This is a genomic window from Paenibacillus sp. CH40 (assembly GCF_024213605.1).
Classification (GTDB): Bacteria; Bacillota; Bacilli; order Paenibacillales; family Paenibacillaceae; genus Paenibacillus; species Paenibacillus polymyxa_B.
Window position 1 is genome coordinate 1 of sequence record NZ_JANAVQ010000006.1, and the last position, 24,470, is coordinate 24,470.

General features: G+C 47.8%; 21 protein-coding genes, 1 rRNA gene, 1 pseudogene and 1 riboswitch. Of the genes and pseudogenes, 19 read left to right on the forward strand and 4 right to left on the reverse strand.

Annotated features, from left to right (window positions below; all coding sequences use genetic code 11):
* Window positions 1-75 (forward strand): 5S ribosomal RNA (gene rrf, locus NLX73_RS25240); the annotation flags it as partial.
* 179 nt (window positions 76-254) lie between these two features.
* Here rrf and NLX73_RS17665 read toward each other — a convergent pair.
* Window positions 255-413 carry a hypothetical protein gene (locus tag NLX73_RS17665; RefSeq protein WP_165147892.1) on the reverse strand — a complete coding sequence of 53 codons (159 nt, stop codon included), beginning with the start codon at window positions 411-413 and terminating at the stop codon, window positions 255-257.
* A gap of 294 nt (window positions 414-707) precedes the next feature.
* On the opposite strand from NLX73_RS17665, the gene NLX73_RS17670 reads away from it, so the two are divergent.
* From NLX73_RS17670 to NLX73_RS17690, 5 genes are all read left to right on the forward strand, one after another.
* On the forward strand, window positions 708-2,039 hold the full coding sequence (locus tag NLX73_RS17670) for an extracellular solute-binding protein (protein WP_254326845.1): 1,332 nt from the start codon (window positions 708-710) through the stop codon (window positions 2,037-2,039).
* Window positions 2,040-2,267: 228 nt separating this feature from the next.
* The gene (locus tag NLX73_RS17675) at window positions 2,268-3,158 is read left to right on the forward strand and encodes a carbohydrate ABC transporter permease (protein WP_023986662.1); all 891 of its coding nucleotides are present in this window, start codon (window positions 2,268-2,270) and stop codon (window positions 3,156-3,158) included.
* A 5-nt stretch (window positions 3,159-3,163) separates the two neighbouring features.
* Entirely contained in the window at window positions 3,164-3,997 is an 834-nt protein-coding gene (locus NLX73_RS17680; RefSeq protein ID WP_483311706.1) for a carbohydrate ABC transporter permease, read from the forward strand.
* 30 nt (window positions 3,998-4,027) lie between these two features.
* On the forward strand, window positions 4,028-5,824 hold the full coding sequence (locus NLX73_RS17685; RefSeq protein WP_254326847.1) for a sensor histidine kinase: 1,797 nt from the start codon (window positions 4,028-4,030) through the stop codon (window positions 5,822-5,824).
* On the forward strand, window positions 5,805-6,989 hold the full coding sequence (locus tag NLX73_RS17690) for a response regulator (RefSeq protein ID WP_025723834.1): 1,185 nt from the start codon (window positions 5,805-5,807) through the stop codon (window positions 6,987-6,989). Before NLX73_RS17685 ends, NLX73_RS17690 begins: the two co-directional genes overlap by 20 nt.
* 73 nt (window positions 6,990-7,062) lie before the next feature.
* Here NLX73_RS17690 and NLX73_RS17695 read toward each other — a convergent pair whose 3' ends face one another.
* Entirely contained in the window at window positions 7,063-7,968 is a 906-nt protein-coding gene (locus tag NLX73_RS17695) for a LysR family transcriptional regulator (protein ID WP_254326848.1), read from the reverse strand.
* Window positions 7,969-8,129: 161 nt separating this feature from the next.
* On the opposite strand from NLX73_RS17695, the gene NLX73_RS17700 reads away from it, so the two are divergent.
* From NLX73_RS17700 to NLX73_RS17720, 5 genes are all read left to right on the forward strand, one after another.
* Entirely contained in the window at window positions 8,130-8,720 is a 591-nt protein-coding gene (locus NLX73_RS17700) for a flavin prenyltransferase UbiX (RefSeq protein WP_013369033.1), read from the forward strand.
* 28 nt (window positions 8,721-8,748) lie between these two features.
* Window positions 8,749-10,167, forward strand: a complete 1,419-nt coding sequence (locus NLX73_RS17705) for a non-oxidative hydroxyarylic acid decarboxylases subunit C (RefSeq protein ID WP_254327000.1) — start codon at window positions 8,749-8,751, stop codon at window positions 10,165-10,167.
* A gap of 41 nt (window positions 10,168-10,208) precedes the next feature.
* The gene (locus NLX73_RS17710) at window positions 10,209-10,433 is read left to right on the forward strand and encodes a non-oxidative hydroxyarylic acid decarboxylases subunit D (RefSeq protein ID WP_028541239.1); all 225 of its coding nucleotides are present in this window, start codon (window positions 10,209-10,211) and stop codon (window positions 10,431-10,433) included.
* A gap of 71 nt (window positions 10,434-10,504) precedes the next feature.
* Entirely contained in the window at window positions 10,505-10,966 is a 462-nt protein-coding gene (locus tag NLX73_RS17715) for a hypothetical protein (RefSeq protein WP_061832095.1), read from the forward strand.
* Between the two features lie 316 nt (window positions 10,967-11,282).
* Window positions 11,283-13,619 (forward strand): Ig-like domain-containing protein, encoded by a 2,337-nt coding sequence (locus NLX73_RS17720; protein ID WP_254326849.1) that lies wholly within the window; start codon window positions 11,283-11,285, stop codon window positions 13,617-13,619.
* Between the two features lie 71 nt (window positions 13,620-13,690).
* On the opposite strand, the gene sdaAA is transcribed toward NLX73_RS17720, so the two are convergent.
* Entirely contained in the window at window positions 13,691-14,590 is a 900-nt protein-coding gene (gene sdaAA, locus NLX73_RS17725; RefSeq protein WP_254326850.1) for an L-serine ammonia-lyase, iron-sulfur-dependent, subunit alpha, read from the reverse strand.
* Window positions 14,580-15,269 (reverse strand): L-serine ammonia-lyase, iron-sulfur-dependent subunit beta, encoded by a 690-nt coding sequence (gene sdaAB / locus NLX73_RS17730; protein ID WP_061831949.1) that lies wholly within the window; start codon window positions 15,267-15,269, stop codon window positions 14,580-14,582. The genes sdaAA and sdaAB overlap by 11 nt, the downstream gene beginning before the upstream one ends.
* 211 nt (window positions 15,270-15,480) lie before the next feature.
* Window positions 15,481-15,596: riboswitch (glycine riboswitch) on the reverse strand.
* A 215-nt stretch (window positions 15,597-15,811) separates the two neighbouring features.
* On the opposite strand from sdaAB, the gene NLX73_RS17735 reads away from it, so the two are divergent.
* From NLX73_RS17735 to NLX73_RS17770, 8 genes and pseudogenes are all read left to right on the forward strand, one after another.
* Window positions 15,812-17,401, forward strand: a complete 1,590-nt coding sequence (locus NLX73_RS17735) for a DUF6359 domain-containing protein (RefSeq protein WP_254326851.1) — start codon at window positions 15,812-15,814, stop codon at window positions 17,399-17,401.
* Between the two features lie 325 nt (window positions 17,402-17,726).
* Complete coding sequence (locus NLX73_RS17740) at window positions 17,727-18,758, forward strand: ABC transporter ATP-binding protein (protein WP_254326852.1); 1,032 nt, start codon at window positions 17,727-17,729, stop codon at window positions 18,756-18,758.
* On the forward strand, window positions 18,736-19,662 hold the full coding sequence (locus NLX73_RS17745) for an ABC transporter ATP-binding protein (RefSeq protein ID WP_254326853.1): 927 nt from the start codon (window positions 18,736-18,738) through the stop codon (window positions 19,660-19,662). Before NLX73_RS17740 ends, NLX73_RS17745 begins: the two co-directional genes overlap by 23 nt.
* 13 nt (window positions 19,663-19,675) lie before the next feature.
* The gene (opp4B, locus tag NLX73_RS17750) at window positions 19,676-20,644 is read left to right on the forward strand and encodes an oligopeptide ABC transporter permease (RefSeq protein WP_254326854.1); all 969 of its coding nucleotides are present in this window, start codon (window positions 19,676-19,678) and stop codon (window positions 20,642-20,644) included.
* Window positions 20,645-20,672: 28 nt separating this feature from the next.
* Entirely contained in the window at window positions 20,673-21,581 is a 909-nt protein-coding gene (locus NLX73_RS17755) for an ABC transporter permease (protein WP_013308435.1), read from the forward strand.
* Between the two features lie 42 nt (window positions 21,582-21,623).
* Complete coding sequence (gene opp4A, locus NLX73_RS17760; protein ID WP_254326855.1) at window positions 21,624-23,444, forward strand: oligopeptide ABC transporter substrate-binding protein; 1,821 nt, start codon at window positions 21,624-21,626, stop codon at window positions 23,442-23,444.
* Window positions 23,445-23,509: 65 nt separating this feature from the next.
* A pseudogene (locus tag NLX73_RS17765) lies at window positions 23,510-23,686 on the forward strand (LysR family transcriptional regulator); the annotation flags it as partial.
* A gap of 6 nt (window positions 23,687-23,692) precedes the next feature.
* The gene (locus tag NLX73_RS17770; RefSeq protein WP_254327001.1) at window positions 23,693-24,448 is read left to right on the forward strand and encodes a LysR substrate-binding domain-containing protein; all 756 of its coding nucleotides are present in this window, start codon (window positions 23,693-23,695) and stop codon (window positions 24,446-24,448) included.
* Window positions 24,449-24,470 lie beyond the last annotated feature (22 nt).

Below are 24,470 nucleotides of genomic sequence, written 5' to 3' on the forward strand. Positions count from 1 at the left end.
AACACGACCGTTAAGCCCTCCAGCGCCGATGGTACTTGGACCGCAGGGTCCTGGGAGAGTAGGACGTCGCCAAGCAAGATAAAAGAGCACAGCCTTAACGGGCTGTGCTCTTTTTCCTATAACCGATTCATTTATCATTCACATGAAAGATCTTTCTCATGGATTCGGTCAAAAGTTGTACGGTATCCTGGTTGTCCTTTGTATAGTGGTGCTTAGTTAGCATTTTTAACTAAGGACAGTATTAACTGGGGAAGTTAATCTATTTCAACCTGTTCTGTCTGAAGGACACTCAAGGCTTGAAGTTTACGGGTAATTTCTTTTTGCCACTTGGTATCTCCGACTTGTACGGCAAGATTGAGAAGGTCCAAATAATCATCAATATGCAGGGAGGTTTTACTGAAAGTTTCTTTCACTGCGGTCCTGCCTCCTTTAAAGTCTATGTGTATTTATCATTTAATAATGATAATCATTATCATAATATGATCTTATTCATATTATGCCTGTGTTCTAGATAAATTGCAAGTTATGATATGAATGAATTTTGAAGCACGCAAATGAGGGCTTGAAAAAACAAACCCTTCTCCTTAAGTTCACGCATTGTTCACGTCTTTTCTATGGAACATAATGAAAAGAACAAGCGGGCATTGAGTGTCCACCAATAAGGAGGGCAAATTGCGCAATGCTTCAACAAGAGGAGGAAAAAGACCATGAGCAGAACAAAAATGAAAGCGTTTGCCATTGTGGTGGTGAGCGCCTTGGCATTGACGCTGGCAGCTTGTAATAACGGACAAAGCGCAAGTCCGGGAAATTCAGGAGAACCGAGCAGAGGCACCGAAACGAAAGATGTTACGATTACCTTTCAGAACATTAATCCTGATCCGAGCACCCCTTCGTACAAAATGATTAAGCAAATTGTAGGTCAATACGAGCAGGATCATCCTCATGTCAAAATTGAATTGGATTCGCTAAATACAGATCAACAAAAGCTTAAGCTGAAAACACAGGCAGCGGCGAAGGAAGTACCTGATATCACGATTGTAAACCCGGCTGCACAGATGAAGCCATTCGTAGATGCCGGGCTGCTGGCTCCATTAAACGATGTGGCTGATAAAGAGGGGTTAAAAGATACATTTCAGAATGGACTTCTTAATTACTATAGTTTCGACGATAAGCTCTACGCTTTTCCGGATGGCAACAATATAGAAGTGGTGTTTTACAATAAGGAACTGTTCAAGCAGGCGGGAATCCAGAAGTTGCCGACCACCTTTGACGAGCTGATTACGACGGTCAAAACGCTGAAGGCGAAGGGAATCACTCCGATTGCCATTGGGGAAAAGGATTCATGGACGGGGTCCCTCCTTTTTATGAACATTTTGTTGCGTACGAATGAAGGACCGAATTTTCTCAATGATGTACTGGACGGCAAAAAGACGTTTAACGACCCGGCTTTTGTGGAAGCGGTGGATGCATTTCAGGAATTGGTGCAGGCAGGAGCTTTCCCGGATGGAGCTACATCTATTGACTACAATGCAGGCGGTAATATTTTTAAAACAGGAAAAGCCGCGATGTATATCATGGGTACATGGGAAACGGGGTCAATTGATGCTTCTTCGGTAGCGGGTAAGGTAGGAGCGTTTCAATTCCCTACGGTGAATGGCAAGGGTGATGTGAATGAGTATATAATTGCGCCGGGCAGCGCATTTGCGGTATCTGCGAACAGTGAACATTTACAGGAAACGAAGGATTTTCTGCATTATTTTATTAAGGAGATGCCTAAAATTCAGTTTGATCTAAAAAATGCGATTGGCAGCGGTCAGAAAATGAAAGGTGATCTGAAGGAAGCGGGCTACTCTGAGTTAGCGATTAGTCTTAATGAGCTGTTCAAGAATGTAAAAGGGGGCGATCTCGCTTTTGATAATACGATGAATCCGGCTATTGCGCAGGCGCATCTAAGTAGCATTCAAAACCTGTTCGTGCAAAAAGAAGACTCTGCACAAGTTGCCAAGGAACATCAGAACACTTTTGAAGCGAATAAATAAGTGAGGATTTTGCAAAAATCCAATAAGCGACTCCCAATGAACAATATATAGATCGAAATGGCCTAGTTCGTCTAGATATTGCACTTTGGAGCGACTGGAGTCGAATTTTGCAAAATCCTGAAGTAGCAGGCACTAGGGAGGGGGCGAAATGCTCCTTCCCTGATTGGAAATCATGTAGGTTGTGCATCCTCAGAAGATGTTCAGAATCAACACAAAGGAGATTAGAGCATGAATGTACTGAAGGTGCCAGCACGTACCATTGCCGTTTTCGTGCTACCCTGCCTGTTGTTGTATACCTGTATGGTATTTGTTCCGATTCTGGTGTCGGTGTATTGTGGATTGCTGGATTGGAACGGAATTGCCGAGGCAAAGTTCGTGGGGCTGGCTAATTTTGAGCGGATTTTTACAGCAGATTCAGTATTCTGGCCATCCGTGAAACGGACGATGATGTTTGCTGTGTTTTCCATGCTGGAGATTCCGTTCTGTCTGCTGCTGGCGATCTTGCTTAATCGTTATGTGCGTAAGGCCAATACGCTGGTTACGATGTATTTTCTGCCGGTTATTCTGTCGGTGGTCATTATCGGGCAGCTGTGGAAGACGATCTATAATCCGGCCTCGATGGGTGGAATGCTGAACGGTATTTTGCTGGCGATTGGGCTGGAAAGCTGGACACGCTCATGGCTGACGGAACCACAGATAGCGATGTACGCTCTCTATTTTGTATCGTTGTGGCAGTATTTTGGCTATCATTTGCTTATCCAGTTTACCGGGGTGCAAAACATACCGAATGAGCTGTACGAAGCAGCCAAAATTGATGGAGCTGAAGGATTCAAAGCAGACCGCTATATTACGCTGCCGCTCATTGTACCTATTTTCAAGATATCAATTGTATTAGCATTTATCGGCTCCCTGCAATCGTTTGATTTGATCTGGGTGATGACGGGTGGAGGACCAGCCCATGCGACGGATACAGTATCCACGTATATGTACAATATGTCCTTTTTATCGATGAAATACGGATATGGCAGCGCATTGGCTTCAATTCTCGTAGTGATTTGCTTGTCATTTACAATTGTGATAAATTTTGTTTTCAAACGAATCGAAAATAAGGTAAGCTAAAGGAGATGGAACTGTTGAATGCCTTGAAAAAAACGGGAGTCTTTTCCTTATTGGCAATCTTAATTGTCACGCAGCTGTATCCACTCTTTTGGCTGCTGACCTATTCGTTGAAGACGAATGAAGAGATATTGAGCTCAAGTTTCTTTGCACTCCCTCAAGTGCCCCAGTGGCACAACTATCAGGAAGCCTATGAATCAGGGAGCTACTTGCGTTATTTAGGAAACAGTGTGCTGGTGACCGGGGTTACGATGATTTTCGTTATTTTATTAAGCTTGATGACTGCTTATGCGATTACACGTTTTCGTTGGCGCTTCGGGGCTGTTGTGCTGACTTTGTTTTTGATCGGGATGATGATCCCGATGCAAGCCACACTACTGCCGCTGATGGTGATGTTTAAAAACGTCCATATTCTGAATACGTATTTCTCACTGATTTTACCCTACATTGCTTTTCAGACACCGATTGCGGTCTTCATCCTATCCGGCTTTATGCGGTCCATTCCCCACGAAATTGAAGAATCCGCTTACATTGACGGAGCAAGCATTTATCGTATTTTCCGCAGTGTAATCTTACCCATCTCGATTCCGCCTATCATGACGGTATGTATTTTAACTTTCATTAACATCTGGAATGAATACATTATGGCTGCCACCTTTATCTCGTCCGAGAAGCTCAAAACTCTCCCTTTCGGCGTATATACGTTCGTCAGCCAGTATTCTGTGAACTACGGTAATATTGGTGCTTTTCTAGTCATGGGTGCCTTACCGGTCATTATTATTTATTTTGTTCTGTCCGAAAATATCACCAAGGGCATGGTTGCGGGAGCGGTTAAAGGATAGGCGGCCGATGCGAAAGGAGCGCACGGAGGTATGATGCGCCGTTTTCAATCCATTCAATACCGCTTGTTTGTTCTGTTCCTATTGAGCATGTCCGGCATTGTGCTGGCGGTCAGTCTATTATTTTACAACCGTACTACGGTGCAGTTCCATGATAAGGTCAGCGAGCTGGCGCGTAAAAATGTATCCCAGACGGCAGGCCTATTCGAATTGCTACTTGGCAGCTATAACAGTCTCTCCAAATCGATCAGCAACAATATGGATTTGGTTCGTCTGTTGACGACGGATAGTAGTGATTTACCTGCTGTCAATTACATCAACGAACGTACGATTACGAATATTCTGGGGGCTATCTATTATTCGCGTGAGGATCTGATTGGCATCCATGTCATCACAGACACAGGCAAGGTATATAACTATGGCAATTATATGAATGTCATTGATACTCATTACGAACATACGGAATGGTATAAGGAAATTCGAAAGTCGGCGGGTAAAATTGCATGGCTGGGCGTGTATCCTCACTCTGTCATTGATCAGGTGGAAACCAGACCCGTGTTTGCGTTTGGGCGGCAGCTCTATGATCTGGATGAACACAAGCCGATTGGTATTGTCCTGTTTGAGGCTGAGCCGCGTTCTGTTTTGTCCGCTCTCCACAATTTGCGGTTAGGCACCAATAGTCAGGTATATTTGTTGGGTCATGAAAATCGAATTGTGTCGGCCACTTCCTCTGATCCGCCACCGGATTTGCAAAATCTAGAGCAGCAGGTACCGGAGGAGGATGTTATTGTAAATCGAAGTAATGAAAGAGTTGTAATCGCTTCCAAGTTGCCGTTTGCCGACTGGTCTGTGATTAGTGTGACACCTAGTGAGGATCTGAACGTGGAGCTGGTGCAAAATCAAAGGTACTTATTTATCGTGGCACCTATACTTATTATTGTGTCGGCGTTAATTGCATCTATCGTCTCCAGGGGCATTTCCCATCCACTCAAGCGAGTCATTCGGGAAATGAAGCGGGTAGAGACAGGAAATTTCCGTCATACGGTAAACACCAAATCCTATGAAGAAATCAATCAACTAGCTACCTCTTTTAACCATATGGTAAGACGGATTGCAGAGCTAATCGAGCTGGTGCGTATATCATCGGTCAGTGAAAAAAATGCGGAGCTGCACGCGCTACAGACGCAGGTCAATCCACATTTTCTGTATAATACGCTGGATATGATCTATTGGATGCTGGATGAAAAGGGACAAGATCAGCTCGGAGAGGTGGTTCTCTCCTTATCCCATATGTTCCGTTACAGCAGCCATTGGGAAGAGGGGACCGATGTAAGCCTTCGTGAAGAAGTGGAGCAGGTTGGCCACTATCTTACCATTATCCAAGCCCGGCTGGAGGGCAGGGTATCCGTAGACATCAATATTGAAGAACGATGGATGGATATCCGCTTGCCGAAAATGACCTTACAGCCATTGATTGAAAATGCGGTGAAGCACGGATTGGAGCCTCTTCATGCGGATACAGGTGGCAAGTTGCTCGTCAGAGCGGAGGAATATGGCGGTGTATTGAGTCTGCACATCATCGACAACGGTGCAGGGATGGAGTACGAACGATGGGAGGTGGTCCAGGTCGCTTTGGCAGAACCCGGCAAACAGGCGGGCAGCGGGCAGGCGGGAGGCATCGGCCTGCAAAACCTAAATTTACGGCTACGGCACATGTTCGGAGAAGAGTACGGCCTACGGATCTCTAGCGTACCTGGGGCCGGAACAACAGTCACTGTAAGTGTGCCTCTGCCACAGAAGGAGGAGAAACATGAATATTCTGATAGCTGACGATGAAAATATGATTCGGCAGGGGATTCGGCGTACCATTGGCCAAGCTCTACCAACCTGCGGCATTCATCTCGCTGCTTCCACCGAGGAGGCAGCAGGCATTCTGGCGGAGCATCCTGTAGATATTGTATTAACTGATATCCTGATGCCCGGTATGGATGGTCTGGAATTCATGCGTATTTCTAAGCGAAAGCATCCTCATCTGCAGTGGGTTGTCATTTCGGCCCATTCCGACTTCCATTATGCACAAAGAGCAGTAAAGCTGGGTGCCAAAGACTACCTATTAAAGCCGATTGGTAAAAGAAAGCTGCTGGAATGCATTGAAATACTGGCAGCCGAAGCGCTTGTGGCCTCGCAGCAGGCGAACGAGGGTAGGCTTCTCAAATCCAATATGGTTTATTTGCGTGAAGCCGTTTTCCAACGCTATGCCCTTGGACTGGACACGGGCAAGCTGGATATACAGCCTTTTGTCGAAAATTATCCGGAATTCCATCTCTTCATGGTTCGCATGGAACCTGATCACAAGCAGACGCATCTGGAGCATTTTATGATTGAAAATGTACTGTCCGAGCTCATTGAGGCAGGAGGCAGCGGCTTTGTCGTCAGTCTAGACCGCCATAGTCTGCTGGGCATTGCAAGGCTAAGGGATGAGGCAGAGGCCGCACGGCTAGAGACGTTGCTCGAATCCCATTTGAAGCGTTATGTGAAGGTGCCCCTACAAATCACACGTTCGGGTGTTCATCACAATTTTGCCTCCATACCTGAAGAGGTGGCGCGACTAAGACGTACACCAGAGGAGATTGCAGCCGCAGCAGCGGATACAGGAGAATGTCTGCGCAAAGGCATGCATACGGTAGATGTGGCATTGCAATACATTCGGGCTCACTTTACAGAGGAGCTGTCGCTGGAGAAGGTGGCTTCAATCGTATTTTTGAATCCGGTGTATTTCAGCCAGTTATTCAAGCAAAAGACGGGACAAGGCTACAAGGATTACGTCATTTGCCTGCGTATGGAGGAGGCGAAGCGTCTGCTCAGTGATCCTCATCTGCGGCTGGCTGATATTTCGGAGCGGATCGGCTATCAGGATATGCGGCATTTTACACAGGTATTCCGGCGCAAATGTGGAATGACTCCAACCGAGTATCGGCATCAAGGAGTCAAGTAAGGCGGTTATCAACGACCGAATGAAGGAAGTTCATCTAGCATCAGACTGTTTCAGGAGTAGAGCGGTAGAGCATCTACTCGGGAACAGTCTTTTTCGCGTCTCCAGCTTGTAACAGTTCAACAAATTTGCGAGCTGCATTGGATAAATAACGATCTTTGCGCCATACGACGGCAGGCTGTGTGAAGGGGAATGGCTCCCTAATGGAGAGTGTGCGAAATCTGTCCCCGTATTCTTGTCCCAAGCCAGCGTCTGGAATAATGGTAATTCCCATGCCTGTGGAAACGAGCGAGAGAATGGTCGATATTTCTGGACAGTCCAGTACGACGCGCGGAATAAGATGGTGTTCCTGAAATTTGCGGATGACGGTTTCGTATAGTCCGTGTCCTTCTGTTCGGCGTCCCAACAAGAGGTCATAGCTGGCAGCTTCCTGTAATGTAATTTCCCCACTGGGATGGCGATCTGCCCATTCACACGGAAGAACCGCAACAAAAGAAACGCCCTCCAGTTCAATCGTATGGTACGATTTGTCATCTACCGGAAGCAGCAGCAGGGCCAGATCAACTTTATTTTGGTGTAACAGCTCTTCCAGATGATGTGTGTCTCCGTGTCCTATTTTAACGTATACCTCTGGATAAACCTGATGAAAGCGACTGAGTTGTTCAGTAATCAGAGACATACAGGCGGATGACGTGCCTATAGCAAGTGTGCCGGTTACTTTGTTTTCAAACTCCCCAATTTCTCTACAGGTGTCCTCCATTTCAGCCAATAATCGTTTGGCGCGTGTATACAGTGTATACCCGGCCTCGGTAACTTCCCACTTCTTTCCTTCACGGTAAATCAGCTTTACACCAAGCTCGTCCTCCATATTTTTGAGTTGTTGACTCAGTGGAGGCTGGGCCATGTTGAGCGTTCTGGCGGCCTTGGTGATTTGCCCTTCCTCCACGATGACGCAAAAGTAATGCAGATGCTTCAAGTCCATTGGGGATTCCTCCTCATTTCTAAACAACGTTTCAATTTGAATACTTTTAAAGTATGCATTACATATATTATATATATTTTTCGTGTGCAGGGAACGAGCGTATAATTTTTGACAGTAATGCATGGGTGAACATAAAACGATGGGATGGAAGGAGGGGACATATGAAGAAAATCATTGTAGGAATATCGGGAGCGACAGGGTCGATCTTTGGTATCCGTATATTACAACAATTACGAGAGGCTGGAGTCCAAAGCCATCTGGTGCTATCCCCGTGGGCTATTGCGAACATCCCCTATGAGACAGGCTACACGGTGAAGGAAGTGGAGGCGATGGCGGATGCGGTCTACTCGTATAAGGATCAGGCTGCGCGTATTTCCAGCGGCTCCTTTCGAGTAGATGGCATGGTCGTCGCTCCTTGCAGCATGAAGACCCTTGCCTCCATTCGTATTGGTATGGCGGACAACCTGCTTACCCGATCAGCGGATGTGATACTGAAGGAGCGAAAGAAGCTGCTGCTCATGACCAGAGAAACACCATTAAGCAGTATCCATCTGGAAAATATGCTGGAGCTGTCACGTATGGGCGTGATGATCCTGCCGCCGATGCCTGCCTTTTATAATCATCCTGCAAGTATCGAGGAATTGGTGGATCATATTGTTTTTCGTGCATTGGATCAGTTCGGTATTGTCACAACCGCAGCCAAACGTTGGGATGGAATGAAGCAGAATGACTCCAGGCTGCACCAGAATTGAGAAATCGAAAGACGAAGGAGAATGAATGATGGCTTATAAAGACTTTCGCGATTTTCTACACACCTTGGAAAAGGAGAGACAATTACTCACGATCAGCGATGAGGTAAAGCCGGAGCCGGACCTCGCAGCAGCTAACAGAGCGTTAAACAATCTTGGAGATAAGACGCCTGCTCTCTTTTTCAACAACATCTATGGATATACGGATGCTCGTATTGCAATGAATGTGATGGGCTCCTGGCCCAATCATGCCCTCATGATGGGAATGCCCAAAAACACGCCGCTCAAGGAGCAGTTTTTTGAATTTGCCAGACGCTATGAACAATTTCCGGTGCCCGTGAAGCGGGAAGAAACCGCTCCTTTTCATGAAGTCGAGATTACAAAGGATATTAATTTGTTTGATATTTTGCCGTTGTTTCGTTTGAATCAGGGGGACGGAGGGTTTTATCTGGATAAAGCAATTCTAGTTTCACGCGATCTGGATGACCCGGACACCTACGGTAAGCAAAATGTCGGCTTATACCGGATGCAGGTGAAAGGCAAGAACCGTTTGGGCATCCAGCCTGTACCACAGCATGATATTGCGATCCATATCCGTCAGGCTGAGGAGCGCGGAGAAAATCTGAAGGTGGCTATTGCCCTCGGATGTGAGCCTGTGATTACAACGGCTGCTTCTACGCCGTTGCTGTACGATCAATCCGAATATGAGATGGCGGGCGCCATTCAGGGTGAGCCTTATCGTGTGGTCAAAGCGAAGGATGCAGATCTGGATCTGCCTTGGGGAGCCGAGGTCATTTTGGAAGGCGAAGTGTTAGCAGGTGAACGTGAGTATGAAGGTCCATTCGGTGAATTCACAGGTCACTATTCCGGCGGCCGCGCGATGCCAGTCATTCAGATTAATCGTGTATATCACCGCAAACAGCCTATCTTTGAGCATCTGTACATCGGGATGCCTTGGACCGAAACGGATTATATGATCGGTGTGAATACAAGTGTACCGTTGTTTCAGCAGCTTAAGGATGCTTTTCCTAATGAAATCGTAGCCGTTAATGCCATGTATACGCATGGGCTGGTCGCTATTATTTCCACGAAAACCCGGTATGGCGGCTTTGCAAAGGCTGTGGGAATGCGTGCGTTAACGACTCCGCATGGATTGGGGTATTGCAAGCTCGTGATTGTGGTGGATGAGGAGGTCGATCCGTTCAATCTGCCGCAGGTCATGTGGGCTTTATCCACCAAGCTTCATCCAAAGCATGATGCTGTCATTGTTCCTGGCTTGTCTATTTTACCGCTTGACCCCGGCTCTGATCCGGCAGGTATGACGCACAAAATGATATTGGATGCGACGACACCTGTAGCACCGGATATTAGAGGACATTACTCGCAGTCGCTCGATTCCCCGCTGGGTGTAGCGGAATGGGAGAAAAAGTTGAGCCAAATGCTTCGCTGAATATTTTTAAAAATAAAGAAAGATTAAAGGAGTGCTGACAGATGCATATTTGTCCCCGTTGTGAATCTAATCGTTCAGAAGTTGTTACCCGCTCGCCAGTTAAAGGCGCCTGGGAGGTTTTGTTGTGCCCTGTATGCCTGTTCACATGGCGGACCTCAGAACCGGATAGCATTACGGATCCAGCAAAGTATAAATCGGCGTTCAAGGTAAACCCCCAAGATATTCCGAATGCTGCTCATGTTCCTCCTATTCCCGAGCGGATATAGGGTCGTTCGTAAGTAGCCGTAAATTATGGTACTTTGAAGTTATAGGCCAAAAGTAAAGGGGAATATACTTCATGCAGACACCAAGGATCGGTAAGGAACTGTTTACGCTGTTGGACGGTAAGGAGTTGAAGGACAAGCAGCATGAAGCAATGATGCTGCTGACGGTCACGGAAGATCAGTGGCCGCACATAGCGATGATTAGTGTGGGCGAGGTTGTAGCGCTGGACGAGGGGAATTTGCGTCTGGCACTATGGCCGGGTACGACCACGACGGGCAACATGATCCGTACTGGGAAGGCGACGCTTGCGGTGTTCACCGGGGGGAAGGCGCATTATGTGCGGTTATCACTGGAACATCTGCCTGCTTTGCCTGGAGCCAAGCATGTACGTGAGCGATTTGCTGCTCATGTTTTTGCAGCCAGAGAAGATTCGGCCCAATATGCGGATATCTTGACAGGTGTCACGGTCCGTCTCAAGGAACCGGAATCGGTGATCCATCGTTGGAAGGAAACGGTGGCTGAGTTGTTAATGTAAAGCCATCTGATTACTCCGTCGTTTATATGCACCAACTGGCTCCTAATATGGAAGAATACCATCATTTAAGAGTTCGCGCAGCAGCATATAGCTGTTTGTAAATGCGAGATTGTGGATCTGTTGAGAAAACTCTTCACTATGGCTCTGAAGCTACACAAATTGTAATGTCTAATCTTTATCAGAAACGATCTAGTTAATAAGGACCAAATTTCCTTCGAAGCCTAAACTATTCTTTTCCATATGACGACATAAAACGTAGGTGTAAGGATTTTGCGAAATCCTTAATTTAAGTTTTGAAATGGGAGGGAATTAGATTTTGAAGAATAGATGGTCCGGTTTTCTGGCGTTGGTCATCCTGATTTCAAGTTTTACATCATATGCAGGATTTGCATCTGCTGCGGATGCGGTGCTTTCCAAGATTGTCCTTTCCTCTAACGAGGTAACTTTGCAGCAGGGAGATACGGCTGCGTTGACGGCTACTGCTGTTTTTAGCGATGGGACAACCTCGAATGTAACCGTAAGCACGGATTGGAAAAGTGATAATACAGCTATTGCTACTGTGTATAATGGTACAGTTTCGGCCAAGGCTGAAGGGGAAGCCACCGTGGTTGCGACCTATAAAGAGAAGGTGCAATCGGTTCAGGTACATGTAACGAAAAAGGTTAAGGCGCTGACATCCAGTGTACAAAGCCTGAACTTGCGTTCAAGCGGTACAGGACAGGTTGATTTGACAGCGACATACAGTGATAATACAACAGCTCAGGTTTCGGGTGATGCTACTTGGACCTCCGATAATCAAAAGGTAGCCACAGTAGTTAACGGATTGGTTACCGCTCAGGGAGCAGGTACAGCTAATATTAAGGCCGTATATGGTCAACAGACCGTAACCATTGCTGTGCAGGTGGAGCAGGTTAAACGTCTCGATGTCAGTTCATCAGAGGTTTCTCTTTTGTTGAAGGATACTGAGAAGGTTAAACTTTCAGCGACGTTCCCGGATGGATCGGTACAGGACGTGACAGAGTCCGCTGAGTGGAGCTCCAGTAATGCAGCTGTGGCGGATGTACTGAAAGGCACCATTACCGGCTATAGCGCGGGAAAGGCGACAATTACAGGTAAGTATGGCACGATGTCCGCTACAATTTCGGTGGATGTCGATCAAACGAATAAGCTGAAAGCCAGTGAATCCAATATTTTTCTCCGTCTGGATGAATCTAAAAAAGTACAAGTTTCTGCCGTTTATCCGGATGGGACGGTAACGGATATCACAGATAAAGCTACTTGGACATCAAGCGATGAAAAGATTGCGACTGTGAATAAGGGAACGATTATGGCGATTGGAGCGGGTTCGGCTACGGTGACCGCTAAGTATGGAGATAAGACCGTTTCGATCAAGACAGATGTCGAAACCTCCAGATATCTGGATTTGAGTGAGGACAAGCTGAGCCTGAATGCCAAGGAATCCAAAAAGCTCAAGCTGACCGCAACGTATGTAACAGGTACGGAAGAAGATATCACAAGTAAGGCAGAGTGGAAGTCCAGCAATGAAGATATCGCTTTTGTCAGTGCGGGAGAAGTCACGGGTTATAAAACAGGTGAGGCTACGATCACCGCTTCTTATGGTGGCAAAACAGTTACAGCTACGGTATCCGTAAATGTACCTGGTGATCTGTCTCTGTCCTCCAAAACGGCAACGATTGATATTGATGAGGACTATACTGCAACTTTGACGGCTACTTATGCGGATGGACGTAAAGAAGATGTAACACAGGATGCAGAATGGACTTCAAGCGCAGAAGATATTGCCTCTGTGTCCAAAGGAACGATTACGGGTAAATCCGCTGGTAAAGCGGTTATTACAGCGACCTATAATGGCAAAAAACTGACGATTAACGTGCAAGTAGGCCTTGTAGACCGTCTGGAAACAGACTCGCGTGTAATTGCGCTTGGTGCTCAGGAAACGAAGCAACTGAAAGTAACAGGAGTTAAGAGTGGCGGTACAAAAACAGATGTAACTAAGGACGCCACCTGGACAACTAGCAATGTAAAAGTGGTTGAGGTTAGCGAAGGTTTGATCAAAGCGAATGGTAGCGGTAAGGCAACTGTGACTGCTTCATATGGCAAGCAAAACATTACGTTTACGGTAGAAGTGGACGTAGCGCAAAAGATTGAAGCGGATGCAATCGCGCTATCGCTCAAATCTGGAGATCAAAAAACCATCGCGATTGTGGTTAAATCGAGTGATGGTAAAGAAAAGGACGTTACGGCCCAAGCTGAATGGAAAACGTCTAATTATAAGGTAGCCACTGTTAAAAAGGGTCAGGTTACTGCGATTAGCTACGGTAAAGCTAACATTCAGGCGAAGTTTGGCGGGAAGGTAATTAGTGTACCCGTGGATGTTGATACGCTTAAATACCTGCAAACAGACGAAGTCGCTTTGAATTTGAAGGCAGGACAGCTGGCTAAGGTTACGGCTACAGCCACGTATAAGGATGAGTCGGAGAAGGATGTTTCCAAACCGGCTGTCTGGTCCTCGTCCAGAATTATTGTTGCGACCGTCAAAGACGGTAACATTAAGGCACAGGGCAAGGGCAAAGCTGTAATTACTGTGAAATATGCAGGTAAAATGACGAAGGTACAGGTAACCGTTCAGTAAAACAAGAGAGCAAGCATACGTCCAAGGACGATAGGCTTGCTCTTTTATTTTAAGGAGGCACCGCTTATAAATTATGACTTATCTTTCTTGGTCGGTGTGTTGCGTGTAAGTGATTCGGTCAAACGCTTGCCAGTCGGCGTCTGGGCCAACCCGCCTTTGGCGGTCTCGCGATGCTTCGACGGCATCGCACTGCCGACTTCAAGCATTACGTCAATGACTTCGTCAGACGGAATAGCGCTGCGCACACCCGCCAAAGCCATGTCCGCTGCGGCAAGCGCAGTCACGGCTCCCAGCCCGTTGCGCACAATGCACGGGATCTCCACGAGTCCGGCGACGGGGTCACAAATCAGGCCGAGCGTGTTCTTAAGAGCGAGGCCCACGGCGTGAACAGCCTGTTCAGGCGTACCACCGCGCAACTCGACCATAGCACCAGCGGCCATCCCGATAGCTGAGCCAATCTCAGCCTGACAGCCTCCCTCCGCGCCAGAAATGAAGGAGTTGTTGGCGATCACGTAGCCAATGGCTCCAGCGGCGAATAGGCCGTGCACCATATGCTCATCATCCCAGCCGAACCGCTCCTGCGCACTGATGAATACACCAGGGATAACCCCACATGAGCCTGCGGTAGGCGTGGCGACAATGCGACCCATGGATGCATTAACCTCCGACACGGAGAGGGCATAAGCCATGGCGAGCGCGGAGGCATCACCGGAGCAGGTTTCCCCTGCCCGCAGATACTCGGCTAGGCGCTTGCCGTCCCCGCCCGTCAATCCACTACGGGATACGGTGTCTTGTGTCTGTCCGCGATGAACGGCTTCCTTCATGACTTCATAATAATCAGACATTTGACGAAAGATTTCTTCCTCCGTTGTATTCGTTTCTTGTACCTGCTCTTGAATCATCAAGCGGCCAATCGTGGTGGATTCTTCAGCGCATAAAGCGCTGATCTCATGCAGATGGCTAAACCGCATCGGATTCAGCTCCTTTTTTCAAATTAATCATCTTAATTTCATACATATGAGGTAAAGAACGCAGTTCCGCAATTAGTTCAGCTGGAGCAGAACTGTCCGTTTCAATGGCGGTGAGTGCTTCACCATCCCGGCCCTTGCGATCTACGTGCATATAGGCAATGTTAATGTGAGCCGCGCCCAGCGCTGAAGTTATCGCGCCCAATGTACCGGGCTTATCTGAGTGGAGAAGCACCAGCGTAGGCAGCTCCCCGGTCAGATTGACCCGGAATTCGTTCAGTTGCTGGACATGGATGCTGCCGCCGCCGATGGAGGAGCCCAACAGTGTGCGCTGATCCTCGCCCTTCCACAGCTCGAAACGGACAGTGTTCGGATGAGGGGCGGGGAGTCCGCTGACGGCGAATTCCACGGCCATCCCGGCTTGTTCGGCCCATTGCTCGGCATCGGGAATCCGGTGATCGTCCGTATCGTAATTAAGCAGTCCTGCGATGAGAGCCAGATCTGTCCCGTGTCCTTTATACGTATCGGCAAAGGAGCCGTATAATGTCATGCGGGCACGGTCAGGCTGCTCTCCGAGCCAGTGCCGGGCAACGCGTGCGAGTCGCACCGCGCCTGCGGTGTGTGAACTGGAAGGTCCGGTCATGGCCGGGCCGATAATAGAAAATACATCTTTGAAACGCATGGTGTGGCCCCCTGTATGTTCTAATACCATACTATATGGTATTTCCGCGTCTTTGCGCGGTTATGACGGTTCCTAATGCTGACGCACAATGTGAGCACAAAAAAGGACAGGATAAGGAAGTTTCCCTTATCTCTGTCCTCGTTACCTGAGAGTTTCGTGCGGTGTTCTTACCGCCTTACCCCTTGGGTGGCTTGCGCTCTCTCCAGAGTTGCGTCAGATGACGATACATGGACCTGAGAGATTATCCGCCAGCCGGGTGCTGGCGTCTTGCTCCTTCGGTGCCGCCAGAGTGTAGGCTCCCTGGACAGACTCTCCCGTCATCTTCATTCGCGTATACCGTTCTACATGTCTTCCTTAGGGTAATGTATGCCGTGCTCGGTGTCAATCACAGGGTTCAATTTTTACATAAACAGGTGCGTTTCCAATAAAAAAGATTAAAATTTACATAATTATGGATGAAATCAGGAAGGAATTAGAAGATTGGCGGCTAATCTGATAAAGGACAAGTACATTTATGGAAAACATAGGAGGGATATTGACGTATGGTAAAAGGCTTGCGGTTCACAGGTTCACGCTTAAAAGGGATGCTGCATCTAGCAGCAATCGTATCACTGCTGATTGGGATCTTCGTTCCATTCGGTCAGGTCAAGGCAGAGGGAGCATTGACAGTAGCCGAAGCACTTCAGGGCCAAAGTAGTGGAGGTACGGTGACGGTGGAAGGCTACATCGTCGGACATGCTACCGGATCGAAAACGGCTAACTTTTCTTCTCCGTTCGCGAATGATTTTAACGTACTGATTGCCGATCAGGCAAATGAACGTAATACGTCTAATCTATTGGATGTACAGCTGACTTCAGCGTACAGAGGGCAATTTGGGCTGTCAGGCCATCCTGAGCTGATCGGCAGCAAAATTCGTGTGACGGGTACACTCGGCGCCTACAATAATTTTGGTGGAGTGAAAAGCCCAAGCGCTGTTGAACTGGTGAGCGGAAGCGAGCCGGGGGAACCAGGTGAACCTGGCAACCCGGGTCAACCCGGTACTACATTGCCGGATGGAAAAGGCAAAAAGGTGCTGTTCGATAATACGCACGCACAGACCGCTGGCGCAGCAGATTGGGTCATTGAAGGCGCCTTCTCCGACTTTGCCAATGGACTGCGTAATGTAGGCTTTACGGTAGACCAATTGAATCGTCCCATTCCTTTTACTTATGGAGAGCAGGCCATAACATATGACAAGCTGCGCCAATATGATGTGTTCATTATTGGTGAAGCGAATGTTGCCTTTAAGGCATCCGAGCAGGCTGCTCTGCTGCAATACGTGAATAACGGGGGGAGCGTCTTCTTCATCTCCGATCATTATAATGCGGACCGTAACAAAAACCGTTGGGATTCCTCCGAAGTTATGAATGGCTACCGTCGTGGAGCCTATACTAATCCGGCCAAAGGCATGACTGCAGAAGAAGCTGCATCACCGGCGATGCAAGGATTAACAAGCTCCGATTGGCTGGCGACCAACTTTGGTGTTCGTTTCCGTTATAATGCGCTTGGTGACGTGAATGCTACTGACATTGTAGCCGCAGATCAATCTTTCGGCATTACCAAGGGTGTGCGCTCGATTGCAATGCATGCAGGATCTACGCTGGCTATTATTGATCCTACCAAGGCTAAAGGCATTGCTTATATCCCTTCAGGCACGAAAAAATGGGGGAATGCTGTAGATCAGGGAGTTTATAACGGCGGGGGCCGTGCAGAAGGGCCTTATGCCGCTATCTCCAAGGTAGGTCAAGGCAAGGCAGCGTTCATCGGTGATTCTTCCCCTGTAGAAGATGCTACACCGAAATATGTGCGTGAGGAAAACGGACAGTCGAAGAAGACATATGATGGTTTCAAGGAAGTGGATGATTCCACCTTCCTGGTACAAACGGTCCAATGGCTTGCATGGAAGCAGGACTACACGAAATTGTCCGATGTGGCAGGTTTGACTCTGGATCAACCAACGAAGCTTCTGCCATTCGAGGAGCCTGCGGCTTCCACGGAACCGCAGCCTGAGCCTTGGTCTGCTCCGGCAGCAGGCTACAAATGGTATGATCCTAGAACGTTCAAGTCTGGCTCCTATGGAGCGGCTTCATAATTATCGCCAGAAGCTCAATGTGAGCTGGTATTAGTTAGTCGTTTGATCCCTGTAGAGGGATCAGGCGACTTTTTTTGTGATGAAAATTAACCTGTGGTTGGTTATTTCATTACATTTTGTGCCAAAAAGGCCGCGCTACTGCTGGATCATTGATTTTTTAAATGATGTTGATAGCATAATCTTAATTGATATATCCATATACTGGTGATAGGATGTATTCAAATTATTCCGACAAAAACGGTATGTAATGTTCATGAGAGGTTTTAAACATCAAACATGGTGAGAATAAGCGGGACAAGACCATGGAGAATGGAGGAAGCGCGCATTGAATACCGAACCCGTGTTGGAAATTAAAGGATTATCCGTCTCTTTTCGCATCAAGGATCAATATCACCCCGCAGTCGACCATCTGGATCTGACGGTCAACCCCAATGAAGTGCTGGCTGTAGTCGGAGAATCTGGCTGTGGCAAAAGCGCGCTGGCGCTTTCTATCCCGCAACTGCATGACATGGAACGCACACGTGTAGAGGGAGAGGTCCTTTTTAAAGGCACGGACCTGAACCGTCTTTCTTCAGGGCAAATGAATAAAATCCGCGGAGCGGGCATTGGCATGATTTTTCAGGACCCGCTGACAGCACTCAACCCGTTGATGAGCATTGGCAAGCAGATTGAGGAAAATCTTGATTATCATACGTCACTATCTACGAAGCAAAAAAGGGAACGTGTGCTGGAGCTGCTGGAAAGTGTAGATATACCGAATCCTGTGCGTGTGTATGATCAGTATCCGCATGAACTGTCAGGAGGGATGCGGCAGCGTGTGATGATCGCGATTGCCATAGCTTGCCGACCTTCTCTTATTATTGCAGATGAGCCGACGACTGCGCTCGATGTAACGATCCAATCGCAAATTCTCGACTTGCTCAAACAGCTTCAACAGGAGTCTGAGAGCGGAATTATCCTGATTACGCACGATCTTGGTGTTGTGGCAGAAGTAGCCGACCGCGTGGTGGTCATGTATGCCGGAGAAATCGTGGAGAGCGCTGATGTTTTTGAATTATTCAGGCATCCACAGCATCCGTATACGCGTTCTTTGCTTGCTTCTATGCCGGGATCGCATACCAAGGGGGAATCACTGCATGTCATCGGCGGCATTGTTCCCTCATTACAAGATATCCCCCGCAATAGCTGCCGCTTTGCTCCGCGTATTCCTTGGATTCAGGAGAGAGTGCATGAAGACCATCCCCAACTAAATGAAATTTCCCCTGGACATTGGGTCCGTTGTACATGTTATCAGCATTTTCATTTTGAAGACGAGGCAAAGGGGGAGGCTGCTCATGGCACTACTGGAGTTAAATGATCTGAGGGTTCACTATCCGGTGCGCGGTGGTTTCTTCCAGCGTGTTATCGATCAGGTGAAAGCAGTGGATGGCGTGTCGATCAGCATTGAGGCAGGCCAGACATACGGGCTGGTGGGAGAATCCGGCTGTGGAAAAACGACGACAGGCAGGACGATCATCGGTCTAAATAAGCTGACGAGCGGACGGCTTCTGTTTAAAGGAAAGGACCTTGCAGCTCTGAGCCGTAACAATCGCCATCCACTGCGTAGAGATATTCAGATGATTTTTCAGGACCCATACTCTTCGCTCAACCCGCGTAAGCGCGTATTGGATGTCATTGCTGAACCGCTGCGAAATTTTGAAAGGCTGAGCAGTGAGGAAGAACGAAGGAAAGTACAGACGTTGCTGGAAAAGGTCGGCTTGAATGCCGATGCAGCCTACAAATATCCGCATGAATTTTCCGGGGGGCAGCGGCAGCGGATCGGGATCGCGCGTGCGCTTACATTAAACCCTAAGATGATCATTGCTGATGAGCCGGTGTCGGCGCTGGACGTTTCCGTGCAGGCACAGGTGCTTAATTTTATGAAGGATGTGCAGCGGGAGTTTAATTTAACGTATCTTTTCATCAGTCATGACTTGGGTATTATCCGCCATATGTGCGACCAAATCGGTATTATGTATCGGGGTCGTTTAGTGGAGCAGGGGAGCGAGCAAGACATTTATGAGCGTCCACAGCATCTGTATACCCAGCGCCTCATTGCAACCATTCCCAATATTGATCCTACAAAACGACTGGAAAATGCCCAAAAAAGACGAATGCTTTTATCCTCCTACAAAACAGAGCTACCCAAACATCTAGACGCGAGTGGAAAGCCGTTTGCGCTAAAATCAGTAAGTCCATCCCATCAAGTCGCGCTACCATAAGGGGGGTACAGAAATGTGGAAATTTACACTGCGTCGGCTGCTGGTTATGATCCCTCAACTTTTTGCACTGAGCGTGCTTATATTTTTCCTAGCTAAGGCTATGCCGGGGGATGCCCTGACAGGACTTATTACTTCGACACCCAATCTGAATCCGGCCGCACTGGAAGAACAGCGACAAAAACTGGGACTGAATGATCCGGTGTGGGTGCAGTATGGGAACTGGCTCGTCCAGCTTGCTCACGGGGATCTGGGCAAATCTTATGTACATAAAATTAGCGTTACCGATCTGATTGGCAGCCGTCTGGGGAACACGTTCTTTCTGGGCGTAGTAATTCTGGTTCTGACGTATCTGATCGCCATTCCGCTCGGCGTACTCAGCGGTCGTTATCAGCATAGTCTGCTGGACAAAACCGTAGTGGGCTATACCTATCTCAGCTTTGCGACACCTCTATTTATACTCGCGTTGTTGCTGCTGTACGTATTCGGATTCAGGCTCGGCTGGTTTCCAACCAGCGGCAGTGTGGATGTAGGCGTGGAGCCGGGGACATGGTCATATTACGTGAACAAGTCGTATCATCTCATTTTACCTGCGGTTACAGGCGCATTGCTCAGTACAACGGCTACGATTCAGTATTTGCGCAATGAGGTCATTGACACAAGACTGAAGGATTTTGTGAAAACAGCGCGTTCCAAAGGGGTACCCGAAGGTAAAATTTATTCCCGCCATATTTTCAAAAACTCTCTATTGCCGATTGCTGCCTTTTTGGGCTATGACCTGACGGGAGTAATTGCAGGCAATATTTTTCTTGAATCTATTTTCTGTTATCCGGGGTTGGGCCAATTATTTCTCCAGTCCATCACTCAACGGGATTTTTCAGTCGTGAACGCGCTGGTCATGATCTCTGGCTTCTTGGCGCTATTAGGAACTCTTTTATCTGATGTCATCCTAAGCAAAGTCGATCCCCGCATTCGAATTGTATAGCGAACAAGTCTAGAGAAAGGGAGGGATTATGGTGTCTATACAGGTGGAGGAGGTCTTCACGCCGGAAATCATTCGTAAATCACCATCCAGTTGGTCTGTACTACGTCGTGAGCTGGTGCGTGACAAAATGTCCTTGGTTTCCATTGGCTTTGTAATTCTGTTCTTGATCTTTATATATGCCTCTGTCCTGTTTGTAAATCAGGATGTAGTCACGACGGTCGATTTGGGCGCGATCCGTGAAGCTCCAGGCTCAGTGCATTGGCTGGGGACAGATCGAGCGGGCAGGGATATTTTCGGCCAGCTGGTCATTGGAGCCCGCAATTCCTTCACCATCGGCTTTACGATTACATTGTTATCCGCCGCTATTGGCTTAACGTTAGGTTTGCTGGCTGGTTTTTATGGGGGACTGGTCGATAACATCATCATGCGAATCATTGATTTTATTCTGGTGCTTCCGTTTTTGATGCTGGTTATCGTATTTGTCAGCATTGTACCCAAAAGCGGCATAGGGTCCTTTATTTTCATTATGACCGCCTTTTTATGGATTGGAAAAGCACGTCTGATCCGGGCCAAGGTGTTGTCGGAGCGCGAACTGGATTATGTGCAGGCTTCCAAAACTCTTGGCACACCTAATTGGAAAATCATCTGGTTTGGCGTGCTGCCCAATCTTAGCTCGGTCGTGATCGTCAACCTGACCCTCAGCCTCGCGGGGAATATCGGGATTGAGACCGGGCTTTCTTATCTCGGCTTTGGCTTACCGGAATCTACTCCAAGCTTGGGTACACTGGTGAGTTATGCCAATGACCCGGATGTTTTGCAGAATAGCTGGTGGATGTGGTTGCCAGCCTCACTGCTTATTTTGGTGCTAATGCTGGCGATTAACTTTATTGGCCAGGCGCTCAAACGCGCCACGGATGCCAGACAACGATTGGGTTAACTGAAGTTCAAGGATAAGGACAATGACAAGGAGGGATTTACAATGGTTAAACGCTGGAAAAAAGGAATTCTGCCTGTTCTATCTGCAATTTTGGTACTTTCTCTGGCCGCATGCAGCGGTTCGCCTTCCGCTTCAAATGGAGGGAAATCGTCTGACGGTACAGGCGGCTCAGGGTCCGATAGCAAGCAGGTGAATGCGACAGCGCTAGCGAAGGCGGTCAAGAACGATAAGGCGCCGATTAAGGGTGGCATCATCAATTATGCACTCGTGTCTGATACCCCTTTTGAAGGTATTCTGAATCCTGTATTTTATGAAGGCAATCCTGATTTTGAAGTCTTCCAGTTTTTCTACCCTTCTATGTTTTCGATTGACTCCAATTTAAATATTGACGATAAAGGGGCGGCGACGATTTCCTTTTCCCCAGACAATAAGGCTGTGACTGTCAAAATTGATCCCAAGCTGAACTGGACGGATGGTAATCCCGTAACGGCAGAGGACTATGCTTTTTCCTATGAAGTGATTGGTCATAAAGACTACGAAGGTCCGCGTTATGATAGCTTTATGACCAACATTGTGGGCATGGAGGATTATCACGCGGGTAAGGCCAAAACCATTTCTGGCATCAAGGTGCTGAATGAGAAAGAGGTTACCATTCATTTCAAGGAACCTAATCCTTCGGTGAAATCGGGGCTTTGGTCTACACCACTGGAGAAAAAGGTATTTCAGAATATTCCCGTGAAAGATATGGCCGGATCTGATCCTGTCCGTAAAAATCCGATTGGCTATGGGCCGTTCAAAATTAAATCTATGGTCACAGGTGAATCTGTGGAATTCGTCAAAAATGAAGATTATTTCCACGGTGCGCCCAAGTTGGATGGCCTTCATCTGAAGGTGGTGAATCCGAATGTCATTACTGAGGCGTTGAAAAGCGGAGAAATCGACTGGGCCAGCTATCCAACCACCCGTTACAATGGGGCCAGTAATCCGAAAAATGTACAGTTTCTCGGTCAGGAGGAATTGTCTTATAGCTATGTAGGCTTTAAGCTGGGCAATTTCGATCAGTCCAAGAGTCTAAATATCATGGACCCGAACGCCAAGCTGGCGAACAAGTCATTGCGTCAGGCCCTTGGCTATGCGCTGAATAATGAGCAGGTTGGAAAGCAGCTCTATCATGGGCTTCGGACTCCTGCGACATCCCTGATCCCGCCCGCCTTCAAGGGATACCATGATGTGAATGCGAAGGGCATTGCGTATGATCCAGACAAGGCGAAAAAGCTGCTGGACGAGGCAGGATATGTGGATACCAATGGAGATGGATACCGTGAGGACCCTAAGGGCAAGGAACTGGTACTCCATTATGCAGCAATGAGCGGGGATGCGACAGCCGAATCGCTGGCGAAGTTTTATTTGCAAAATTGGAAGGATGTCGGACTTCATGTCGAGCTGGTGGACGGTCGTCTGCTTGAGTTCAATTCTTTCTATGACCGTGTGCAAAAGGATGACCCCGGCATTGATATTTTTGGCGGCGCATGGAGTACAGGTACAGATGTAAACCCTAGTGGGCTGTATGGACGCGGAGCCAGCTTTAACTACTCGCGCTTTACCAGTGAAGAGAATGATAAGCTGTTGCAGGAAGGGGTGTCTGTGAAAGCCTTTGACGACAATTATCGTAAAGATATATACAATCAGTGGCAGGCGTATATGAGCGAGGAGGCACCCATCGTACCGACGTTATTCCGTTACTCGTTAGAGGCAGTGAATAATCGGGTAGCCAATTACGATATTACCCGCGGCAAGGAGTACGATGCAGACACGTTTGCGAATATTACGCTGACTGCGGAAAAAGCAGAAGTAGCCCAATAATCTCAAAAAAGCGCAATAACCTGAAGAAGAAGCGCGAACCGGATGGATCCGATTTTGCGCTTCTTTTGACCTTTTCATGCAATCATTCTGGGGATTCTCGAAGGGAGAGAAGGAAGACGGAAATACGTCAGCTTCAATACTTCATTGCCGTATGCGAGGAACTACATTTTACGAAAGCTTCGGAAAAGATCGGAATCTCCCAACCCACGCTTAGCTTGCAAATTAAGGCGCTGGAGGAGGAATTGGGCATGACGCTTTTTGACCGTGCAGGCAAGAAAATTAAAATGACAGATGCCGGGAAATTGTTGCTGCAACACAGTGCACATGCGCTCAAGGATTTACAGCAAGCAAAGGCTTCCATTGAGGAGTTGCGCACCGAGCAACGCGGGAGTTTGCGGATTGGTATTGCATTACCGGAGCTGGAGGAGTCATTGCATGAAATGCTTATCCATTTTCATCAGTCATTTCCTAGAGTCAGCCTGCACATCCATCCATCATTTGATGTAACAGAACAGCTGCTGGATAACCGAATGGATGTTGGCATTACGTTGCATTCGGGTACGGATGAAAGGCTTGTCCAGCTTCCTCTTCGTACGGAGAACTACTGTCTTGTTGTTCCGGTAGAGCATGTGTTTTCCAACCGTTCTTCCATTACGCTGGACGAATTGAGGCATGTATCCTGGGCGATGCAGCCAGAGTGTCATCCCGGCAGGAAGCTGATTGAGAAGTGCTTCCGGGATCGCGGGTATCCCTTTGCAACCGTCTTGGAGACAAATTCCATACCTTCAATCCTGCACTGGGTGCAGGAGGGACTTGCCGTAACCCTGCAGACGGAGTCCCTTGCGGCAGAATTGGATCGCTCACAATTTTGCACTGTACCTATTTTGTGCGGCGTGCTCCAGGGTCAGCTAGAGTTGATTTATCGGTCTGGCCGTTATCAGGGAGAAGCGTTGAAGCGATTGATTGAAAAGATACAAGCTGTACTAACAGTGGGTTCCAACTAGTGGCAACCCTGATGAGTATCAG

What these genes read in the sequence shown, in the direction of transcription:
- NLX73_RS17680 (WP_483311706.1), top strand. Translation starts at nt 3,164, where the DNA reads ATGGAACTGTTGAATGCCTTGAAAAAAACGGGAGTCTTTTCCTTATTG.
- opp4B (WP_254326854.1), top strand. Translation starts at nt 19,676, where the DNA reads ATGTGGAAATTTACACTGCGTCGGCTGCTGGTTATGATCCCTCAACTT.
- NLX73_RS17745 (WP_254326853.1), top strand. Translation starts at nt 18,736, where the DNA reads ATGGCACTACTGGAGTTAAATGATCTGAGGGTTCACTATCCGGTGCGC.
- NLX73_RS17685 (WP_254326847.1), top strand. Translation starts at nt 4,028, where the DNA reads ATGATGCGCCGTTTTCAATCCATTCAATACCGCTTGTTTGTTCTGTTC.
- NLX73_RS17715 (WP_061832095.1), top strand. Translation starts at nt 10,505, where the DNA reads ATGCAGACACCAAGGATCGGTAAGGAACTGTTTACGCTGTTGGACGGT.
- NLX73_RS17695 (WP_254326848.1), bottom strand. Translation starts at nt 7,968, where the DNA reads ATGGACTTGAAGCATCTGCATTACTTTTGCGTCATCGTGGAGGAAGGG.
- NLX73_RS17675 (WP_023986662.1), top strand. Translation starts at nt 2,268, where the DNA reads ATGAATGTACTGAAGGTGCCAGCACGTACCATTGCCGTTTTCGTGCTA.
- NLX73_RS17755 (WP_013308435.1), top strand. Translation starts at nt 20,673, where the DNA reads ATGGTGTCTATACAGGTGGAGGAGGTCTTCACGCCGGAAATCATTCGT.
- sdaAB (WP_061831949.1), bottom strand. Translation starts at nt 15,269, where the DNA reads ATGCGTTTCAAAGATGTATTTTCTATTATCGGCCCGGCCATGACCGGA.
- NLX73_RS17670 (WP_254326845.1), top strand. Translation starts at nt 708, where the DNA reads ATGAGCAGAACAAAAATGAAAGCGTTTGCCATTGTGGTGGTGAGCGCC.
- NLX73_RS17700 (WP_013369033.1), top strand. Translation starts at nt 8,130, where the DNA reads ATGAAGAAAATCATTGTAGGAATATCGGGAGCGACAGGGTCGATCTTT.
- NLX73_RS17690 (WP_025723834.1), top strand. Translation starts at nt 5,805, where the DNA reads ATGAATATTCTGATAGCTGACGATGAAAATATGATTCGGCAGGGGATT.
- NLX73_RS17705 (WP_254327000.1), top strand. Translation starts at nt 8,749, where the DNA reads ATGGCTTATAAAGACTTTCGCGATTTTCTACACACCTTGGAAAAGGAG.
- NLX73_RS17710 (WP_028541239.1), top strand. Translation starts at nt 10,209, where the DNA reads ATGCATATTTGTCCCCGTTGTGAATCTAATCGTTCAGAAGTTGTTACC.
- sdaAA (WP_254326850.1), bottom strand. Translation starts at nt 14,590, where the DNA reads ATGCGGTTTAGCCATCTGCATGAGATCAGCGCTTTATGCGCTGAAGAA.
- NLX73_RS17770 (WP_254327001.1), top strand. Translation starts at nt 23,693, where the DNA reads ATGACGCTTTTTGACCGTGCAGGCAAGAAAATTAAAATGACAGATGCC.
- opp4A (WP_254326855.1), top strand. Translation starts at nt 21,624, where the DNA reads ATGGTTAAACGCTGGAAAAAAGGAATTCTGCCTGTTCTATCTGCAATT.
- NLX73_RS17735 (WP_254326851.1), top strand. Translation starts at nt 15,812, where the DNA reads ATGGTAAAAGGCTTGCGGTTCACAGGTTCACGCTTAAAAGGGATGCTG.